The organism is Mesorhizobium sp. KR9-304 (genome assembly GCF_040049215.1).
Taxonomy (GTDB): domain Bacteria; phylum Pseudomonadota; class Alphaproteobacteria; order Rhizobiales; family Rhizobiaceae; genus Mesorhizobium_K.
Genome location: NZ_JBDZDN010000001.1, coordinates 1,193,370 through 1,209,822, shown reverse-complemented (window position 1 = coordinate 1,209,822; position 16,453 = coordinate 1,193,370). Strand labels below are relative to the sequence as shown.

The window sequence follows — 16,453 nt, the reverse complement described above, 5'->3', positions numbered from 1 at the left end:
GCAATGCTCAACCGTATCATACTTATCGCGGTCCTCGTGCCGCTCGCCATTATCCTGGTCGCGTTGGCCGTCGCCAATCGCGGCCCGGCTTCCTTCACGCTCGATCCATTCAATCCCGGCAACCCGGCGCTCACCTGGCAGATGCCGCTCTTCGTGCTCATCTTTGCCGCGATGATTGTCGGAATGTTCGTCGGCAGCCTGGCCACCTGGGTGAAGCAGCACCGCTACCGCAAGCTGGCGCGCCAGCGCAGCCAGGAGGCCGAGATGCTGCGGCAAGCGGCTGCCAGCACGCCGCCGGCGCGGGTTGCGCCGCAACTGCCGCGACCTTGAGCGCCACGGCTCGCTTCCGATCGAGGGTACTGGGATGTTGACGATATCGGCCGATGACGTCGATCGCGCGCTGACCTTTCCCGGCCTCGTGGAAACGTTGCGCGAGGCCTTCAGGGCCGGCGCCATCCAGCCGGTGCGCCATCACCATACGGTCGAACGGCCCGGCGGCGCGGCGGCGTCCACGCTCCTGCTGATGCCGGCCTGGACCGATTTCGGCGCGGCGAACGCTTCAGGCAACGGCTACATCGGGGTCAAGATCGTCACCGTCTCGCCCGACAACAACGCGCTCGGCAAGCCCGCGGTGATGGGCGTCTATCTGCTGCTCGACGGCACGACGGGCGAGCCCAGGGCGCTGATCGATGGGCAGCGGCTGACGCAATGGCGAACCGCTTGCGCTTCGGCGCTGGCGGCCGACTACCTGGCACGCAAGGACGCGTCGAAGCTGCTTATCGTCGGGGCAGGCGCGATGGCGCCGTTCCTGGCGCGAGCTCATGCCGCTGTCCGCCCGATCCGCGACATCCGGGTCTGGAACCGAACGCCGGCCAACGCGGCGAAGGTCGCCGCCCAGCTTGCCGCGGAAGGCTTGCAGGCCGGGGTAGCGGAAGATCTCGATTCCGCGCTCGGCTGGGCCGACATCGTTTCGGCGGCCACCATCGCCACCACGCCCCTGGTCAAGGGGGCACTGCTGAAGCCCGGCACGCATGTCGACCTCGTCGGTGGCTTCACGCCGGCCATGCGCGAGAGTGACGACGACACGATCCGCCGCGCCCGCGTCTATGTCGACACGCGCGCCGGCGCGACCAAGGAGGCGGGCGACATCGTCCAGCCTCTTGCATCCGGCCTGCTCAAGCCGGAAGCCATCGTCGCCGACCTGCATGAACTGGCGCGCGGCGAGAAGAAGGGACGCGAAAGCGCCGAGGAAATCACGCTGTTCAAGTCGGTGGGCGCGGCGCTGGAGGATCTGGCCGCGGCAGTGGCCGTGTTCGAGAAGCGCGGCACGAAAGCCTGACCTGCCGCGGGAGGCTTTGTTGCGCGGCCGGAAAGCCTGTGCCAAAAGCGGCCAGCATCGTCCGGAGAGCCTGTTGAAGCCGACGCGCGACCATCGCCACGAAAGACGTTTCGAGCCGGGCCGGCAACAGCCACGGCAAGCGCCAACGCAGCCCGACCGTCCCCAGAGCGTCGCCGAGAGGCCTGCGCCACGCCAGCATCAGCCCCGCCGTTCCGGCGCGCTGCCGGCCGAAAAACTGCCGGTGATCCTCGAAGTCGCCCCGAATGCCGGCTACGCGTTGCTCGACAGCGGCGATGGCGAGAAGCTGGAGCAGTACGGGCCGTACCGTATCGTGCGCCCGGAGGGCCAGGCGATATGGCGGCGCGCGCTGGCGCAAGGCGAGTGGAGCAGCGCCGACGCGGTCTTCACCGGCGATACCGACGAAGAAGGCATGGGACGCTGGCGCTTCCCGCAAGCGCCGCTCGGCGAGACCTGGCCGATGAAGCATGACGGCGTCCATTATCTTGGCCGCTTCACCTCGTTCCGCCATGTCGGCGTCTTCCCCGAGCAGGCCTCGCACTGGGACCACATGGCCGGCCTCATCGAGACGGCAAAACGGCCGGTGAAGGTGCTGAACCTGTTCGGCTACACGGGACTGGCCTCGCTGGTGGCGGCCCGCGCGGGCGCCGAGGTCACCCATGTCGATGCATCGAAGAAGGCGATCGGTTGGGCGCGCGAGAACCAGGAGATGGCAGGCCTCCAGCAGAAGCCGATCCGCTGGATCTGCGAGGATGCGATGAAGTTCGCCGAGCGCGAGGCGCGCCGCGGCAGCCTCTACGATATCATCCTCTTCGACCCGCCGGCCTACGGCCGCGGGCCCAAGGGCGAGGTCTGGCAACTCTTCGAGGACCTTCCCGCTCTGACAGAAATCTGCCGCAGCATCCTCACGCCCAGGCCGCTTGCCGTGGTGCTGACGGCCTATTCCATCCGCGCCTCCTTCTTCGCCATCCATGCGCTGATGCGCGACGCCTTCGCCGGCATGGGCGGCACGGTGGAGTCCGGCGAACTGATCATCCGCGAGAAATCGGCCGGGCGCGCCTTGTCGACCTCGCTCTTTTCGCGGTGGATTGCCGCATGATCCCAAAAAGTGGATGCCGGTTTTTGGATCGGATCATGCGGCCAAAAAGAGAAACGCCATGATCCAGAACCGCGGCGACGGCGCGCCGGGTCAGGTCAAGGAGGTCACCAGCCTCGCCAATCCCCTGGTCAAGGACATCAAGGCGCTGTCGCTGAAGAAATTCCGCGACCAGCAGAACGCCTTCATGGCCGAAGGGCTGAAGCTCGTCATCGACGCGCTCGACCTCGGCTGGTCGATCAGGACGCTGGTCTTCGCCAAGTCGGCGCGCGGCAATCCGGCGGTGGAAAAGGTCGCGGCGCGGACCGTGGCCGCCGGCGGAACCGTGCTCGAGGTTTCCGAGAAGGTGCTGACCGCCATCACCCGGCGCGACAACCCTCAAGCGGTCGTCGGCGTCTTCGCGCAGAAACTCATGCCGCTGAAGGGCATCAGCCCGGGCGAAGGCGACGTCTGGGTGGCGCTCGACCGGGTGCGCGATCCCGGCAATCTCGGCACGATCATCCGGACCGCTGATGCCGTCGGTGCAAAGGGCGTGATCCTTGTCGGCGAGACCACCGATCCGTTCTCGCTCGAAACAGTGCGCGCGACGATGGGCTCGATCTTCGCCGTGCCGGTAGCGAAAGCCTCGCAGGAGGCGTTCCTCGCCTGGCGCAAGGGCTTTTCCGGGCTGGTCGCGGGGACCCATCTCAAGGGCGCCGTCGACTACCGCACGGTCGACTTCGGCGCACAGCCCGTGCTCCTCGTGATGGGCAACGAGCAGCAGGGCCTGACGGACGAACTCGCGGCGGGCTGCGACCGGCTGCTGCGCATCCCGCAAGCCGGCCGCGCCGATTCCCTGAACCTGGCGGTCGCGACCGGCGTGATGCTTTTCGAGATCAGGCGCGCCGCGCTGAAGCTCGACGGAGACTCGCGCTCGTGACGAGGCTCGCACCCTATGCCGGACTGACGGCGGTCGCGGTAGTGCTCGACCAGTGGATCAAATATGTCGTCGAGACGCGGCTCGTCCTGCACGAACAGGTCGAACTCCTGCCGTTCCTGTCGCTCTACCGCACCTACAACACCGGCGTCGCCTTCTCGATGCTGTCGTCTTTCGGCGACACCGGGCTGATCGTGGTGTCGCTCGCCGTCATCTCTTTCGTCCTCTATCTCGCCAGCCGCTCGGCGGGCGACCAGGTGCTGGCGAGGATCGGCTTTGCGCTGATCATCGGGGGCGCGATCGGCAATCTCATCGACCGCGCGGCCTACGGCCATGTCATCGACTACATCCTGTTCCATACGCCGGTTTGGTCGTTTGCCATCTTCAACCTCGCCGATGCCTTCATCACGATCGGCGCGGCCATGGTGCTGCTGGAGGAGTTGCTGGGCTGGCGCCGCCAGCGCAGGGACGCGCAATCGCCCAAATAGGGCGAAATGTGATTTTTCCGCACGAAACCGCGGATTTTGCTTCGTTCCCGGCAAACCGCTAAAATTTGACCTATCGGCCAAAAGCTTCCCTAATCTGTCTCTGCCAAGGCTGTCCGCATGACCACGGACCTCTCGCAGGACGATAGAATGGCAGCGGCGAGCCATGCCGTCGGCGCCGAAGGCGGCGCGCGGGACAGGCAGCTTATGGCCGCGCCGCCGCTCGTCCCGGAATTGCCGAAACGCACGCCGCGGTTCCTGTCATTCACCGCCATAACCGCCATCCTCGCGCTCGCCGGGGTAGCCCGGCTGACCGGCGCGCCCGATTTTCTGGTCGTCGCCTTGGCCACCGCCGGCGTTGCCTGCCTCGCCGTGCTCGCGCGGGCTTTGCGTACGGAAAGCCGGGCCAGGTCGATCATCGCCGAGAGCACCGAGCGCAATCGCGCCGAGGTCGAGACGCTTGCCGACCGCATGTGGGAACTGCAGGAGAGCGAGGAGCGCTTTCGCGGCCTGATCGACGCGCTCGGCGACCTCGTCGTCCACCGCGACCGCGAAGGCTGCATCGTCTACGCCAACAAGGTCTTTGCGGATCTGGTCGGGGTGGACCAGCGGGATCTCATCGGCCAGACGCTTGCCCGCTTGGGCGTCGATGTCGGCATCGTGCCGGATGCCGCATTCTCCGACGGTGAGTGCCTCAGTTCGACGGATGTGGCGATCCGCTCGCCGAGCGGAATCCGCTGGTTCTCCTGGATCGAACTGTCGGTGCGCGACAAGGCCAGCGACCATGTCTCGCACCGGGCGATCGCGCGCGACATCACCTCGCGCAAGCAGGCTGAAACGGCGCTCATCAACGCGCGCGAGCGGGCCGAGTTTGCCAGCCAGGCCAAGTCGCGGTTCCTGGCAACCGTCAGCCACGAGATACGCACGCCGATGAACGGCATCATGGGCATGGCGAAGCTGCTCGCCGACACCGAGCTTTCGGCGGAGCAGCGGACCTATGTCGGCGCCGTCTCCACGTCGGCCAGCGCGCTGCTCGCCCTGATCGAGGACCTGCTCGACTATTCGAAGATCGAGGCCGGCCGGTTCGACGCCGAACCGCAGCCGATGTCGCCGCGCGAGATCGCCGACAACGTCGTCGAGCTGCTCGCCGCCAAGGCCTTCGCCAAGAACATCGGCCTGGGCTGCCATGTCGCGCCCGACGTTCCGCAGATGATCACCGCCGATCCGGGCCGCATAAGGCAGGTGTTGCTCAACCTGCTTGGCAACGCCGTCAAGTTCACCGATGCCGGCGGCGTCCTGCTGACGGTCACGAGGTCCGGCAACGGCACGGACGGCGCGATCCGCTTCGCCGTTTCCGACACCGGACCGGGGTTGCAGGCCGGGGACGTGGAGCGCATCTTTGAGGAATTCGAGCAGGCCGACGGCAGTTCGACAAGGGTGCATAGCGGCGCCGGCCTCGGCCTCGCCATATCGAAACGCCTCGTCGGCTCGATGGGCGGCACGATCTCGGTCATCAGCGAGCCGGGCAAGGGATCGGAATTCGCCTTCGAGATCCCGGCGGCGGGCGCCACCGAAGGGCCGCAGATGCGCGGCCAGGTGCTCGCCGGCCGCAAGGTCGTTGTGCTCTCCAACAACGCCGTCGAAACCGAGGCCATCGCAATGACCATCCGCGCGCATGGCGGCGCGGTCGAAATCGCGGCAACCGTGGCGCAGGCCGCGATACACGCGGCAGGGTGCACCGCGCTGCTGGTCGACGCCGCCATCGAAAAGGCCGACGGCAGGGTGCTGAAGCGCCTGCGCCAGAGCGGCTTCGCCACGGCCGACGCCATCACCATGATCGCGCCGACCGACCGCGGCATGCTCGGCGAATTCCGCGCCAGCGGCTATTCGACCTTCCTCGCCAGACCGGTACGCGGCGAGACGTTGCTGCGTGTGCTGCTTGCCGGGCTCACACATCCGCAGGAACCGGCCCGCTCCATCGATAGGCAGGAGGTCGCCGTCAAGGCGCCGCGCGTCAACAACCGCCTGCCGGGGCTGGCTATCCTCGTCGCCGAAGACAACGACATCAACGCCATGCTGGCGAGGGCGACGCTGCTCAAGGCCGGCCACCGCGTCGATATCGTCGGCAACGGCAAAGCGGCCGTCGAGGCCGTCACCGGCGGCGGTCGAAAACGCCGCTACGACGTGGTGCTGATGGATCTCCATATGCCGGTGATGGACGGCCTCGACGCGATCGCCGCCATCCGCCGCTACGAGGAGGAGGTCGGCGTCCCGCCCGTGCCGATCTTGGTTCTTTCGGCGGACAGCCAGGAGAAGACGCGGCATGCCGTCCTTGCGCATGGGGCGAGCGGCTTCGTCACCAAACCGCTCGATCCGGAGGCGCTCGTGCGCACCGTGGAAGAACGCGCTGCCTGATACACCGATCGTCCGTGGTGCACAGGCGCGCCAGGCGCTGAGCCGGCTGCATTTCCCGGGCGGACCATGGGGGGCCGGCAAACTATTGCCCGGACCTGCCGATCACGGTAGTGTCACAATCCTGTTGCACACCGCGCTTATCCCGCGCCAGGAGAGGGTTGGCTCGAAGGAGAATCACCCGTGCGTGCTGTTTTGCCGGATCGTGAGGCTCACCCGACCGCCGCGGTTTCCGCACTGTGCGAACGCTATTGCGAAGACATTCTCCCCGCCGCAACGCTCGGACGCATCGGCACCCTGGAAGTGCGTCTCGCACGCAATCCCGCCGAGATCGCCGCCGCGCAGGAGGTCCGCTACCGCGTCTTCTATGACGAGCTCGGCGCCAGGCAGCTCGACCTGAATTCGACGGCCGGACGCGACGCCGACCGCTTCGATGATATCTGCGACCATCTCCTGGTGTTCGACACGTCGCTTCCCGGCCCGGACCACCGGCGGATCGTCGGCACCTACCGGCTCCTGCGCCAGGAAATCGCCGCCGAGGCTGGCGGCTTCTATTCGGAGGGCGAGTTCGAGCTGACCAAGCTGGTTGCACGCCATCCGGGCCAGCGCTTCCTCGAGCTCGGACGCTCCTGCGTTTTGCCCGAATACCGTTCCAAGCGAACGATCGAGATTTTGTGGCAGGGCATCTGGGCCTATATCAACCACCACCGCATCGGGGTGATGACAGGCTGCGCCTCCTTCCACGGCACGGTGCCGGCCGCGCATGCCGAGGCGCTGTCCTATCTGGCGCACCATTGCCGGGCCAGCCTTGAGTGGGATGTCCGCGCCGTGTCGGGCCGCTACTGTCCGATGGATCTCGTGCCCGCCGAGGCGATCGGCATGAAGTCGGCGCTCGCGGCGATGCCGCCGCTGATCAAGGGCTATCTCCGCGTCGGCGCCAAGATCGGAGACGGCTGCGTGATCGACCACCAGTTCGGCACGGTCGACGTCTTCATCGTCATGCCGGTCAAGGAAATCTCCGCCCGCTATGTGAGTTACTACAGCGGAGAGGCCGAGCGCTTCGCGGCTTGAAATGGCGCTGTCGGCCATTTCGTCCGCGCCAACCGAGGACGATGCCATGGCTGCCTATCTGATAGCCGACGTCGACATTATCGACGCAGGCGCATTCGAAACCTATCGACGCGACGTACCGGCCACCGAACAGCGCTATGGCGGGCGCTATCTCGGTCGCGGCGGACAGACCAAGGTGCTCGAAGGGGACTGGGAGCCGCACCGCCTCGTCATCATCGAATTTCCCGATATGACATCGCTGACGGCTTGGTACGACTCGCCCGAATACGCTCCCGCTCAAGGCGCTGCGAAAGACCTGCGCCAGGACCCGTATCATCGCCATGGAAGGCGTAGCTATCTAACCGGCCTTACGGAATGTCGTTCGGGTGCCGACCGGGGCGGCTCTTGTAGGTCGGTACGTTCCAGCCGTATTTCAGCGCTCCTCCGCGTACGATGAAGGCGGCCGCGAAGGCAATCAGCGCCGAGACATCGGTCGGCAGCAGGGCTAGGTCGGCAATCGTATAGACCGCCGCACCCGCCATGGCCGCCGTAATGTAGATTTCGGGCCTGAGCAGAACGGAAGGCTCTCCCGTCAGCAGATCGCGCAATATGCCGCCGAAGGCCGCTGTCAGCACTCCCGTGACAATGGCGATGACAGGCGATCCGGTGATCGTGAGGCCTCTGGCCGCGCCCATGACCGAGAAGGCCGCGAGTCCGATCGCGTCGAGCCACAGGAGCAGCCTGTAACGCGACTCCACCAGATGCGAGGTGAAGAACACGATGACCGCCACGGCCACGCAGATCAGCACGTAGTCGCGGTTGCCCACCCAGAAGACGGGCACATTCAGGATAACGTCGCGAAACGTTCCGCCACCTATGCCGGTCACGCATGCCAGGAACAGGAACCCGATGATGTCGAGTTCCTTGCGCGATGCGGCGAGCGCGCCGGTGGCGGCGAAAACCGCCACCCCGGCATAGTCGAGCAGCAGAATATGCTCCATCCGTCAGCCATAGACGAATGCGGCGGAGGCCGAAAGATCAGGCGTCGGTCTCGGCCTGGCCGTCCACCGGGCCCGGCTCGGGTGGCGTCTCGTTCGCGGCTTTCGGCCCGCCCTTGGCGACGCCGACCATGGCGGGGCGCAGGATCCTGTCGCCGATCGAGTAGCCGGGCTGCACCACCTGGACGACCGTGTTCGCCGGCACGTCCGGATTGGGTATCTCGAACATCGCCTGGTGGAAGTTCGGGTCGAATTTCTCGCCTTCGGGCTGCAGCTTCTTCACGCCGTGGCGTTCGAGCGCCGACAGCATCGCGCGCTCGGTGATCTCGACGCCGTCGATCAGCGCCTTGAATCCGGCGTCGCCGGAGGCCTTTGCCTCGGATGGGATGGCGTCGAGTGCGCGGCGCAGATTGTCGGAGACGGAGAGCATGTCGCGCGCAAAATTGGCGATCGCATAGGAGCGCGCGTCGTGCACGTCCCGCGCCGTGCGGCGGCGCAGATTCTCCATCTCGGCCGCGACGCGAAGGGCGCGATCCTTCAGTTCCTCGTTTTCCTTGAGCAGCCGGACAAGAGCTTCGTAATCGTCGTTGACCGTGCCCTCGGTCCGTTCGGCCTGATTCCCGGTAGGCTGGGCCTGGGCGGACCCGGCCTCGGAAAGCTGATCGTCGTTGGGCGCGCGTTCGTCTTTTGCGTGGTCGCTCATAACGTGGTCCATCAGTACTGGAGGTTGCGCCGCATATCGATGTTTGGAGGTAAAAAATCAAGGGCAGTTGGCCGCGGGAAGCAAGCGAGGGCCAAACAGACATGCCGGAGAAGGCCGGCCCGCCACCGCCATTCAACATTAAATCAAACTTTACCTTGATCGACGCTGTGGCTTGCCCTGCGACGCCGGATGCGGAACCATTCAAACGCAGGGCAGTTCCTGAGCGAACAAAGAGTTGGAAGACCATGCCCCGCAACAAGCCAAACAGCGCCAATATCCTGCAGGATGAGATCCGCAAGCAGTTCGGATCAGCCGGCACATCGCGGTTTCTGCGCGCCTTGCCGGGCTTCAGGGTAGAGCACAAGATCCCGGAGCGGTTCTCCAACCTGCTGGCTGAACTCGATCGCGCCGAATCCTCTCAACGCGGTCCAGACAGGAACGGGCATGGAGATTGGTAGTAGAACGGTTCAGTCTGCCTTGCTGACATCGCGGCGGGCTTACGCGCCCTTTTTCCGTCGCCAGGAGTATGTTCCTGTTTTGGCCGATTCCTTGCCGGTCGGCTGGTAGTAGAGGCCGAGCCCTCCCACCTCGCCCTTTTCCAGCCGCTCGATCAGCACCGGATGCGACACCTCGAATTCGTCGAAGCCAAGCCTCAGCATGTGCGGCAGCTGGTCGACCAGCACCTGGCCGGTGGCGCGGATGGAGCCTTCGAAATGGTGGCGGGAGCGCAGCAGCTCCGCCTTGGAGAAGGAGCGCCCGTCGTTGAAGGCCGGGAAAGCCAGCGCGACCAGCGACAGGTCGTCGAGCAGGCCGACTATAGCGTCGAGCTTGTCGCCGGGCTGCACCAGCACGCCGAGCCGCTCCCTGGCCGATTTCCGCTGATCCGGGTCGAGAGCGAGAAACACCTGCATCGGCAGGATGAAGCGGCCGTTGCCGGCCAGCGCCTCGGCGCTTTCGGCATGCGTCCATTCGTCGTCGCGGAAGCCGTCGGGCGTCCACAGGCGCGGCGCGGGCGGCGCGCTGGCTTCGGGCTTGGTTTCGGTCATGAGGGCCAGCATATGAACTATTCTTCTATCGGTTTCCAGTGCGACCCGACGGAACGGGACGATGGTGGGCATGGGTTCTGCCTTAAAGCGAGGCGTCGGTCAGCGACGCGTCGAGGCCGGTCAGGTGGATGCCGCACTCGACCTTGGCCTGGCCGGTCCAGCGGCCGCTCCTCGCATCTTCGCCGGGCTTGACCGGCTGCGTGCAGGGGAAACAGCCGATGGAGAGGTAGCCATAGGCCACCAGCGGGTTTTCGCGCAGGCTGTGCGAGCGCATGTAGTCGGCCTGGTCCGACGTGGTCCAGCGCGCCAGCGGATTGATGCGGATGCGCGAGCCGACCGATTCGAACACCGGCAGTGCGGCGCGCGTCGAGGCCTGGAAGCGCTTGCGCCCGGTGAACCAGGCGCGGAACGGCGCCACGCCCCGCGCCAGCGGCTCCACCTTGCGGATGTCGCAGCAGGCATCGGTATCGGACTGGTGCAGCCTGCCGTCGGGATCGAGCCGTTCGAGCGCCGCCTCGTCGGGCGTCAGCACGCGCAGGTCGGTCAGGCCGAAATCGGCGACCAGCGCGTCGCGGTAGGAGAGCGTCTCCTCGAAATGCTTTCCCGTATCGAGGAACAGCACGGGCAAAGTGCGGTCGACGCGCGCGATGATGTCGAGCAGCACCGCTGAATCCGCGCCGAACGATGAGACGGCCGCGACCTCGCCCGCAAACTCCTCGCGGATCGAGAGTTCGACGATCTTCTCGGCCGGCAGATGGCCGTAGAGGGCGTCGAGGCTCGCGGCGCGGCCGAGAGCCTCGACCTCGGCGTCACGCGGCCTTGGCTTCGCCAGCATAGAGCGCCTCCTTGAACGGAGCCGGGCCGACCCTGCGATAGGCGTCAAGGAACTTTTCGCCGGCGTCGCTGCGGATGGCGAGATAGGTGTCGACGATGGTTTCGATCGCGTCGGTGATCTCGTCGGGGCCGAAGCCGCGGCCGATGATCTCGCCGACCGAGGTATTCTCGTCGGCCGAACCGCCGAGCGTGACCTGGTAGAGTTCGGCGCCCTTCTTCTCGACGCCGAGAATGCCGATGTGGCCGACATGATGATGGCCGCAGGCATTGATGCAGCCCGATATCTTCAGCTTCAGTTCGCCGATCTCGCGCTGGCGCTCCAGCGAGGCGAAACGTTTGGAGATGTTCTGCGCCACGATGATCGAGCGGGCGTTGGCCAGCGCGCAATAGTCGAGGCCAGGGCAGGCAATGATGTCCGAGATCAGGTTGGAGTTGGCGGTGGCGAAGCCGATCTCGACCAGCCAGTCATACACGGCCTTCAGGTCGGCGCGCGCGACATGCGGCAGGATCAGGTTCTGCTCGTGGCTGACGCGGATCTCGTCGAAAGCGTACTTTTCCGCGAGATCGGCGACCGCCTCCATCTGGCTGTCGCTGGCATCGCCGGGAACCTCGCCGATGCCCTTCAGCGAAATGGTGACGGCTGCATAGTCCGGATGCCGGTGCGTGACGACATTCTGGTCGAGCCATTCAGCGAAGCTCCTGGAATCGAGCCGGGCCAACCGGATTGCCTCGTCGCCTTCCGGCCGGGCTGCGAGCGCCGGCGGCGCGAAATAGGCGTCGATGGCGCGGATGTCGGCGTCCGGCAGTTTCAGCTCGCTGTCCATCAGCGCTTGCCATTCGGCCTCGACCTGGCGGGCGAATTCCTCCGCGCCGGTCTCGTGAACCAGGATCTTGATGCGCGCCTTGTATTTGTTGTCGCGGCGTCCGTAGAGGTTGTAGACGCGCAGGATCGCGGTCGAATAGGAGAGCAGGTGCTCTTCCGGCAGGAAGTCCCTGATCTTCTTGGCGATCATCGGCGTGCGGCCCTGTCCGCCGCCGACATAGACGGCGAAGCCGAGCTCGCCCTTCTCGTTCTTCTTCAGATGCAGGCCGATGTCATGCGTCTGGATGGCAGCCCGGTCGCGCTCCGCCCCCGTCACCGCGATCTTGAACTTGCGCGGCAGGTAGGAGAATTCCGGATGCACCGACGACCATTGGCGCAGGATCTCGGCATAGGGCCGGGGGTCGGCGACCTCGTCGGCGGCCGCGCCGGCGAAATGGTCGGCCGTCACGTTGCGGATGCAGTTGCCTGATGTCTGGATGGCATGCATCTCGACCGAGGCGAGGTCGGCGAGGATGGCAGGAATGTCCGACAGCGCCGGCCAGTTGAACTGGATGTTCTGGCGCGTGGTGAAGTGCCCGTAGCCCTTGTCGTATTTGCGGGCGATGTGGCCGAGCATCCGAAGCTGCTTCGCGTTCAGCGTGCCGTAGGGCACTGCGATGCGCAGCATGTAAGCGTGCAGCTGCAGGTAGACGCCGTTCATCAGCCGCAGCGGACGGAACTGGTCCTCGGTAATCTCGCCGGCGAGGCGCCGCTCGACCTGGTCGCTGAACTCGGCGACCCGGGCTTTTACAAAATCGTGATCGAACTCGTCGTAACGGTACATTTTCGTCTTTCAGGGCGCGTCCGCCCGCTTGTCTTCCTGTTTGAGCATGATCTTTTCAGGCTCTATGCCGCCCGGGTTTCTCCCTGACGGGCCTGCTTGCCGAGATCGACACGATTGGTCGGACCCGCTGCGCGGATGCGTTCGCGCAGGCGCTGCGGCACGATCCCGCCGTCAACCAGTTCGACATCGATCAGATTGACGTCGACGACTTCGTTGTTGTCGAGGGCCGCCTTGCCGATCGCTTCCAGTCTGGCTTCGCCTTCCTTGTCGCCGACGACCTCCGAAAGACCGATCTCTTCGGCCCAGGAACCATCTTTCGCGAACCACACGGCCTCGCCGTCGGTCAGCCGGTTTGCCGTGAGTACCTTCATGCGTCGGCTCCCTGCAGCTTGATCGCCGCTTCCTGCCTGTGTGCCGCGAGCGGCTCGGAATGTTCGAAGTTTGCGCCCGCGACCGCGTCGCCGATAACAGTCATGACGGGGCCGGTGAGGTCGCCGCGCGCTTCGAGCGAGGGCAGGTCGGCGAGCGTCCCGTGGAAGCGCCGGCGTTTCGCCTGGCTGGCATTCTCGACCACGGCGACCGCCGTGTCGGGTGACAGGCCCGCCTCGATCAGCCGCGAGGCGACGTCCGCCGCCACCGAACGGCCCATGTAGACGGCGACCGTCGCGCCCGAAATGGCGAGCTTCGCCCAGTCCGGCAGCGTGCCGCCCTTGAGGTCGTGGCCGGTGGTGAAGACCATCGAGGAGGAGACGCCGCGCAGCGTCAGCGGCAGCTCGAAATCGGCGGCGGCGGCGAAGGCCGCGGTGACACCAGGCACGACCTCGTAGGAGATTCCCGCGTCGCGCAGCGCCGCCATCTCTTCGCCGGCGCGGCCGAACACCAGCGGATCGCCCGACTTCAGCCGCACCACGCGCCTGCCCTCGCGCCCGAGCCTCACCAGCAGCGCGTTGATATCGGCCTGGCTCTTCGAGTGGCAGCCCTTGCGCTTGCCGACCGGCAGCCGCTCCGCGTCGCGGCGCCCCATGGCGACGACCTCCTCCGGCACCAGCGCGTCATGGACGATCACGTCGGCTTCCATGAGCAGGCGTTGTGCGCGCAAGGTCAGCAGATCCTCCGCGCCTGGCCCCGCGCCCACCAGCGCGATATGGCCCTGGGCGTCAGTGGAGCGGGACAGAAGCCGCGATACCGCGCGGCTGGCGCCGGCCCGGTCGCCGGCCTCCATGGCGCGCGCGGGCGCACCGTTGAAGAATTCGCTCCAGAAGCGCCGGCGCGGACTGCCCTTCGGCAGCAGGCGCTCCGCGGCCTCGCGAAAGGAATTAGCCAGCGTCGCAAGCGGTCCCAGCGAGGGCGACAGCAGCCGGTCGATCCTTGCGCGCACCAACTGCGCGAGCACAGGTCCTGCGCCTTCGGTGCCGATGGCGACGGCGAGCGGCGCCCGGTTGACGATGGCGGGCGTAAAGAAATCGCAGAGTTCCGGCCGGTCGACGGCATTCACCGGAATGCCCGCAGCGCGGGCGTCCTCGGAGATGCGGCGGTCGAGCGCTTCGTCGCCCGTGGCGGCGAACGCCAGCACGGCGCCTCTCAGATGGTCAGGCGCATAGGCGGCGTCGATATGCTCGGCGCCGTTGGTCGCGATCCACTCCGACAAGGCGGACTCGGGCTCAGCCGCCACGATGCGCAGCTTCGCGCTCGACTGGCTGAGCAGCCGCGCCTTGGCCAGCGCCTCGTCGCCGCAGCCCACGATGACCACGGCTGCGCCCTCGACCCGAATGAAGATCGGGAATGCGTTCAGCTTGGGGGTTCCCTGGGTCATGAAATCCAGTTCCGGTATGGTAGTCGGTCGTTCTACCGGCAAGCGGCTGAATTCTAAAGAAACGCAGTCGCTTGCCCCAAACAGCCGCGCAATCGCTTTTGCGCGAAGCCCTCCAAGCGGAGAAATTTATTCCTGCACGTGTTTCGCGCCCATTTGGGTTGCGCTGGGGCGCGCCCGTCAATCATAGTGCGCATGCGGCCTTTCGGCAGCATCCACCAGATCCCGTCTTGCCGCGAAAGGCCGCCACCAAACGATGCCGCATGAGACGCCGCTTATAGCAACGATTGTCGCCGGCCTGGGGCTGGCTTTCATCTTCGGCGCCCTTGCCAACCGTTTCCGCATTCCTCCGCTGGTCGGTTACCTCGTCGCCGGCGTGCTCGTCGGTCCGAACACGCCGGGCTTCGTGGCGGACCAATCGCTGGCACTGGAACTCGCCGAGATCGGCGTCATCCTTCTGATGTTCGGCGTCGGACTGCATTTCTCGCTCAAGGATTTGTTGTCGGTACGCGCCATCGCCGTGCCAGGCGCGATCGTGCAGATAGCCTTCGCCACCGTGCTCGGCGCCGGCCTTGCCTGGGCGCTCGGCTGGAGCATCGGCGCAGGTCTGGTTTTCGGCCTGGCGCTTTCCGTCGCCTCTACCGTCGTGCTGCTGCGCGCATTGCAGGAGCGCCGGCTGATCGAGACCGAACGCGGCCGCATCGCGGTCGGCTGGCTGATCGTCGAGGATCTGGCGATGGTGCTGGCGCTGGTCCTGCTGCCGGCGCTGGCGGGCGTGCTTGGCGGAACAAATGGCGACGTTCCGGCCGCGGGCGTCGAGGTCTTCGCGTTGCCCGCCAACTTTGGCGTCTGGGGGGTGGTCGGCGTCACATTGGCAAAGGTCGCTGCCTTCGTCGCGCTGATGCTTGTGGTCGGCCGCCGCGTCATCCCCTGGATCCTGCACTACGTCGCGCATACCGGCTCGCGCGAGCTGTTCCGCCTGTCGGTGCTCGCCATCGCGCTCGGCGTCGCCTTCGGCGCTTCGCATCTGTTCGGCGTATCGCTGGCGCTCGGCGCGTTCTTCGCAGGCATGATCATGAGCGAGTCCGAGCTCAGCCACCGCGCGGCCGAGGAATCGCTGCCGCTGCGCGATGCCTTTTCGGTGCTCTTCTTCGTCTCGGTGGGCATGCTGTTCGATCCGATGAGCCTGCTCGAACAGCCATGGCCGATCCTCGCCACGGTCTTCATCATCATCGTCGGCAAGTCGGTCGCTGCCTTCCTGATCGTCGTGGCGTTCCGCCATCCGATCGGCACGGCGCTGACGATCTCGGCAAGCCTCGCGCAGATCGGCGAGTTCTCCTTCATCCTGGCCGAACTCGGCGTCGGCCTGAACCTGCTGCCCGAGGAAGGACGCGACCTGATCCTTGCCGGCGCGATCCTGTCCATCGTGCTCAACCCGCTGGTCTTTGCCGGCATCGACCGGCTGAAGCCGTGGTTGGAAAAACGCGCCGCTGCGCCTTTGGCACAGCCTTCCGAAACCAGGGCGCCGCTCGGCCCGGCGACGGAGGCCGGCGCGGTTGCCTCGCTCGCCCCGGCGACGGACAGCGCTCGTACAGAAGACGGCCCGCCACCGTCGACCGCGCTCACCGACCACACGATCCTTATCGGCTACGGCCGCGTCGGCAGCCTCGTCGGTCAATCGCTAAAGGCGCGCAACATGCCTTTCCTGGTGATCGAGGATGCCGACAAGACGGTTGCACGCCTTCGTGCCGAAGACATCGAGACGGTCACCGGCAATGCCGCCAACGCCGGCGTCTTCGCCGCCGCGAACGCGGCCGGGGCGCGCAGGCTGATCCTCGCCATACCCAACGCCTTCGAGGCCGGACAGATCGTGCTCAGGGCCCGCGCGGCCAATCCTGGCATCGAGATCATCGCGCGCGCCCATTCCGATGCCGAGGTCGAACATCTGACCGGGCTCGGCGCAAACACCGTGATCATGGGCGAGCGCGAGATCGCCCGCGGCATCGTCGAGGAAGTGCTGCGCGGCGCGCCCGATCCGATATTGCCCGGAGATGCGCCGGCAGCGCCTAAACCGTCCGGGCCTCAGGCTTCCTGAGTGGA

Annotated in this window: 17 protein-coding genes; 10 read left to right on the top strand and 7 right to left on the bottom strand. The window is 66.2% G+C overall.

Going from position 1 to position 16,453, the window contains the following annotated elements; all coding sequences use genetic code 11:
* Window positions 1-3 precede the first annotated feature (3 nt).
* The 8 genes from ABLE71_RS05725 to ABLE71_RS05690 all read left to right on the top strand — a co-directional run bounded on the left by ABLE71_RS05725 (window position 4) and on the right by ABLE71_RS05690 (window position 7,773).
* Entirely contained in the window at window positions 4-330 is a 327-nt protein-coding gene (locus ABLE71_RS05725; protein ID WP_348782390.1) for a LapA family protein, read from the top strand.
* Window positions 331-364: 34 nt separating this feature from the next.
* The gene (locus ABLE71_RS05720; protein WP_348782389.1) at window positions 365-1,339 is read left to right on the top strand and encodes an ornithine cyclodeaminase family protein; all 975 of its coding nucleotides are present in this window, start codon (window positions 365-367) and stop codon (window positions 1,337-1,339) included.
* Window positions 1,340-1,412: 73 nt separating this feature from the next.
* Window positions 1,413-2,456, top strand: coding sequence for a class I SAM-dependent rRNA methyltransferase (locus ABLE71_RS05715; protein WP_348782388.1), 1,044 nt, complete (start codon window positions 1,413-1,415; stop codon window positions 2,454-2,456).
* A 58-nt stretch (window positions 2,457-2,514) separates the two neighbouring features.
* Complete coding sequence (locus ABLE71_RS05710) at window positions 2,515-3,372, top strand: RNA methyltransferase (RefSeq protein WP_348782387.1); 858 nt, start codon at window positions 2,515-2,517, stop codon at window positions 3,370-3,372.
* On the top strand, window positions 3,369-3,857 hold the full coding sequence (lspA, locus tag ABLE71_RS05705) for a signal peptidase II (protein ID WP_348782386.1): 489 nt from the start codon (window positions 3,369-3,371) through the stop codon (window positions 3,855-3,857). Before ABLE71_RS05710 ends, lspA begins: the two co-directional genes overlap by 4 nt.
* A 147-nt stretch (window positions 3,858-4,004) precedes the next feature.
* A complete protein-coding gene (locus tag ABLE71_RS05700) occupies window positions 4,005-6,269 on the top strand; it encodes an ATP-binding protein (RefSeq protein WP_348783668.1) in 2,265 nt (754 codons plus the stop codon).
* A 180-nt stretch (window positions 6,270-6,449) separates the two neighbouring features.
* The gene (locus tag ABLE71_RS05695) at window positions 6,450-7,337 is read left to right on the top strand and encodes a GNAT family N-acetyltransferase (protein WP_348782385.1); all 888 of its coding nucleotides are present in this window, start codon (window positions 6,450-6,452) and stop codon (window positions 7,335-7,337) included.
* A gap of 1 nt (window position 7,338) precedes the next feature.
* Window positions 7,339-7,773: a DUF1330 domain-containing protein gene (locus ABLE71_RS05690; RefSeq protein ID WP_348782384.1), complete on the top strand. Its 435-nt coding sequence runs from the start codon at window positions 7,339-7,341 to the stop codon at window positions 7,771-7,773.
* Here the strand turns inward: ABLE71_RS05690 and ABLE71_RS05685 are convergent.
* A complete protein-coding gene (locus tag ABLE71_RS05685; protein ID WP_348782383.1) occupies window positions 7,685-8,317 on the bottom strand; it encodes a trimeric intracellular cation channel family protein in 633 nt (210 codons plus the stop codon). The two genes, ABLE71_RS05690 and ABLE71_RS05685, sit on opposite strands and share 89 nt — an antisense overlap.
* Window positions 8,318-8,354: 37 nt before the next feature.
* Window positions 8,355-9,017, bottom strand: coding sequence for a nucleotide exchange factor GrpE (gene grpE / locus ABLE71_RS05680; RefSeq protein WP_348782382.1), 663 nt, complete (start codon window positions 9,015-9,017; stop codon window positions 8,355-8,357).
* 101 nt (window positions 9,018-9,118) lie between these two features.
* Here grpE and ABLE71_RS05675 point away from each other — a divergent pair, with 101 nt between their 5' ends.
* Window positions 9,119-9,475 (top strand): hypothetical protein, encoded by a 357-nt coding sequence (locus ABLE71_RS05675; RefSeq protein WP_348782381.1) that lies wholly within the window; start codon window positions 9,119-9,121, stop codon window positions 9,473-9,475.
* Window positions 9,476-9,514: 39 nt separating this feature from the next.
* Here the strand turns inward: ABLE71_RS05675 and ABLE71_RS05670 are convergent, their stop codons facing one another.
* The 5 genes from ABLE71_RS05670 to cysG all read right to left on the bottom strand — a co-directional run bounded on the left by ABLE71_RS05670 (window position 9,515) and on the right by cysG (window position 14,356).
* A complete protein-coding gene (locus ABLE71_RS05670) occupies window positions 9,515-10,063 on the bottom strand; it encodes a DUF934 domain-containing protein (RefSeq protein ID WP_348783667.1) in 549 nt (182 codons plus the stop codon).
* 82 nt (window positions 10,064-10,145) lie between these two features.
* The gene (locus ABLE71_RS05665; protein ID WP_348782380.1) at window positions 10,146-10,898 is read right to left on the bottom strand and encodes a phosphoadenylyl-sulfate reductase; all 753 of its coding nucleotides are present in this window, start codon (window positions 10,896-10,898) and stop codon (window positions 10,146-10,148) included.
* Complete coding sequence (locus ABLE71_RS05660; RefSeq protein ID WP_348782379.1) at window positions 10,873-12,543, bottom strand: nitrite/sulfite reductase; 1,671 nt, start codon at window positions 12,541-12,543, stop codon at window positions 10,873-10,875. Before ABLE71_RS05660 ends, ABLE71_RS05665 begins: the two co-directional genes overlap by 26 nt.
* A 62-nt stretch (window positions 12,544-12,605) precedes the next feature.
* Complete coding sequence (locus ABLE71_RS05655) at window positions 12,606-12,914, bottom strand: DUF2849 domain-containing protein (protein ID WP_348782378.1); 309 nt, start codon at window positions 12,912-12,914, stop codon at window positions 12,606-12,608.
* Window positions 12,911-14,356: a siroheme synthase CysG gene (gene cysG / locus ABLE71_RS05650; RefSeq protein WP_348782377.1), complete on the bottom strand. Its 1,446-nt coding sequence runs from the start codon at window positions 14,354-14,356 to the stop codon at window positions 12,911-12,913. The genes ABLE71_RS05655 and cysG overlap by 4 nt, the downstream gene beginning before the upstream one ends.
* A gap of 253 nt (window positions 14,357-14,609) precedes the next feature.
* Between cysG and ABLE71_RS05645 the strand changes: the two genes are divergently transcribed.
* Window positions 14,610-16,448: a cation:proton antiporter gene (locus tag ABLE71_RS05645; RefSeq protein ID WP_348782376.1), complete on the top strand. Its 1,839-nt coding sequence runs from the start codon at window positions 14,610-14,612 to the stop codon at window positions 16,446-16,448.
* Window positions 16,449-16,453 lie beyond the last annotated feature (5 nt).

What these genes read in the sequence shown, in the direction of transcription:
- ABLE71_RS05670 (WP_348783667.1), bottom strand. Translation starts at nt 10,063, where the DNA reads ATGACCGAAACCAAGCCCGAAGCCAGCGCGCCGCCCGCGCCGCGCCTG.
- ABLE71_RS05725 (WP_348782390.1), top strand. Translation starts at nt 4, where the DNA reads ATGCTCAACCGTATCATACTTATCGCGGTCCTCGTGCCGCTCGCCATT.
- grpE (WP_348782382.1), bottom strand. Translation starts at nt 9,017, where the DNA reads ATGAGCGACCACGCAAAAGACGAACGCGCGCCCAACGACGATCAGCTT.
- ABLE71_RS05700 (WP_348783668.1), top strand. Translation starts at nt 4,005, where the DNA reads ATGGCAGCGGCGAGCCATGCCGTCGGCGCCGAAGGCGGCGCGCGGGAC.
- ABLE71_RS05685 (WP_348782383.1), bottom strand. Translation starts at nt 8,317, where the DNA reads ATGGAGCATATTCTGCTGCTCGACTATGCCGGGGTGGCGGTTTTCGCC.
- ABLE71_RS05645 (WP_348782376.1), top strand. Translation starts at nt 14,610, where the DNA reads ATGCCGCATGAGACGCCGCTTATAGCAACGATTGTCGCCGGCCTGGGG.
- ABLE71_RS05720 (WP_348782389.1), top strand. Translation starts at nt 365, where the DNA reads ATGTTGACGATATCGGCCGATGACGTCGATCGCGCGCTGACCTTTCCC.
- ABLE71_RS05710 (WP_348782387.1), top strand. Translation starts at nt 2,515, where the DNA reads ATGATCCAGAACCGCGGCGACGGCGCGCCGGGTCAGGTCAAGGAGGTC.
- ABLE71_RS05675 (WP_348782381.1), top strand. Translation starts at nt 9,119, where the DNA reads ATGCCGGAGAAGGCCGGCCCGCCACCGCCATTCAACATTAAATCAAAC.
- ABLE71_RS05690 (WP_348782384.1), top strand. Translation starts at nt 7,339, where the DNA reads ATGGCGCTGTCGGCCATTTCGTCCGCGCCAACCGAGGACGATGCCATG.
- ABLE71_RS05665 (WP_348782380.1), bottom strand. Translation starts at nt 10,898, where the DNA reads ATGCTGGCGAAGCCAAGGCCGCGTGACGCCGAGGTCGAGGCTCTCGGC.
- cysG (WP_348782377.1), bottom strand. Translation starts at nt 14,356, where the DNA reads ATGACCCAGGGAACCCCCAAGCTGAACGCATTCCCGATCTTCATTCGG.
- ABLE71_RS05660 (WP_348782379.1), bottom strand. Translation starts at nt 12,543, where the DNA reads ATGTACCGTTACGACGAGTTCGATCACGATTTTGTAAAAGCCCGGGTC.
- ABLE71_RS05655 (WP_348782378.1), bottom strand. Translation starts at nt 12,914, where the DNA reads ATGAAGGTACTCACGGCAAACCGGCTGACCGACGGCGAGGCCGTGTGG.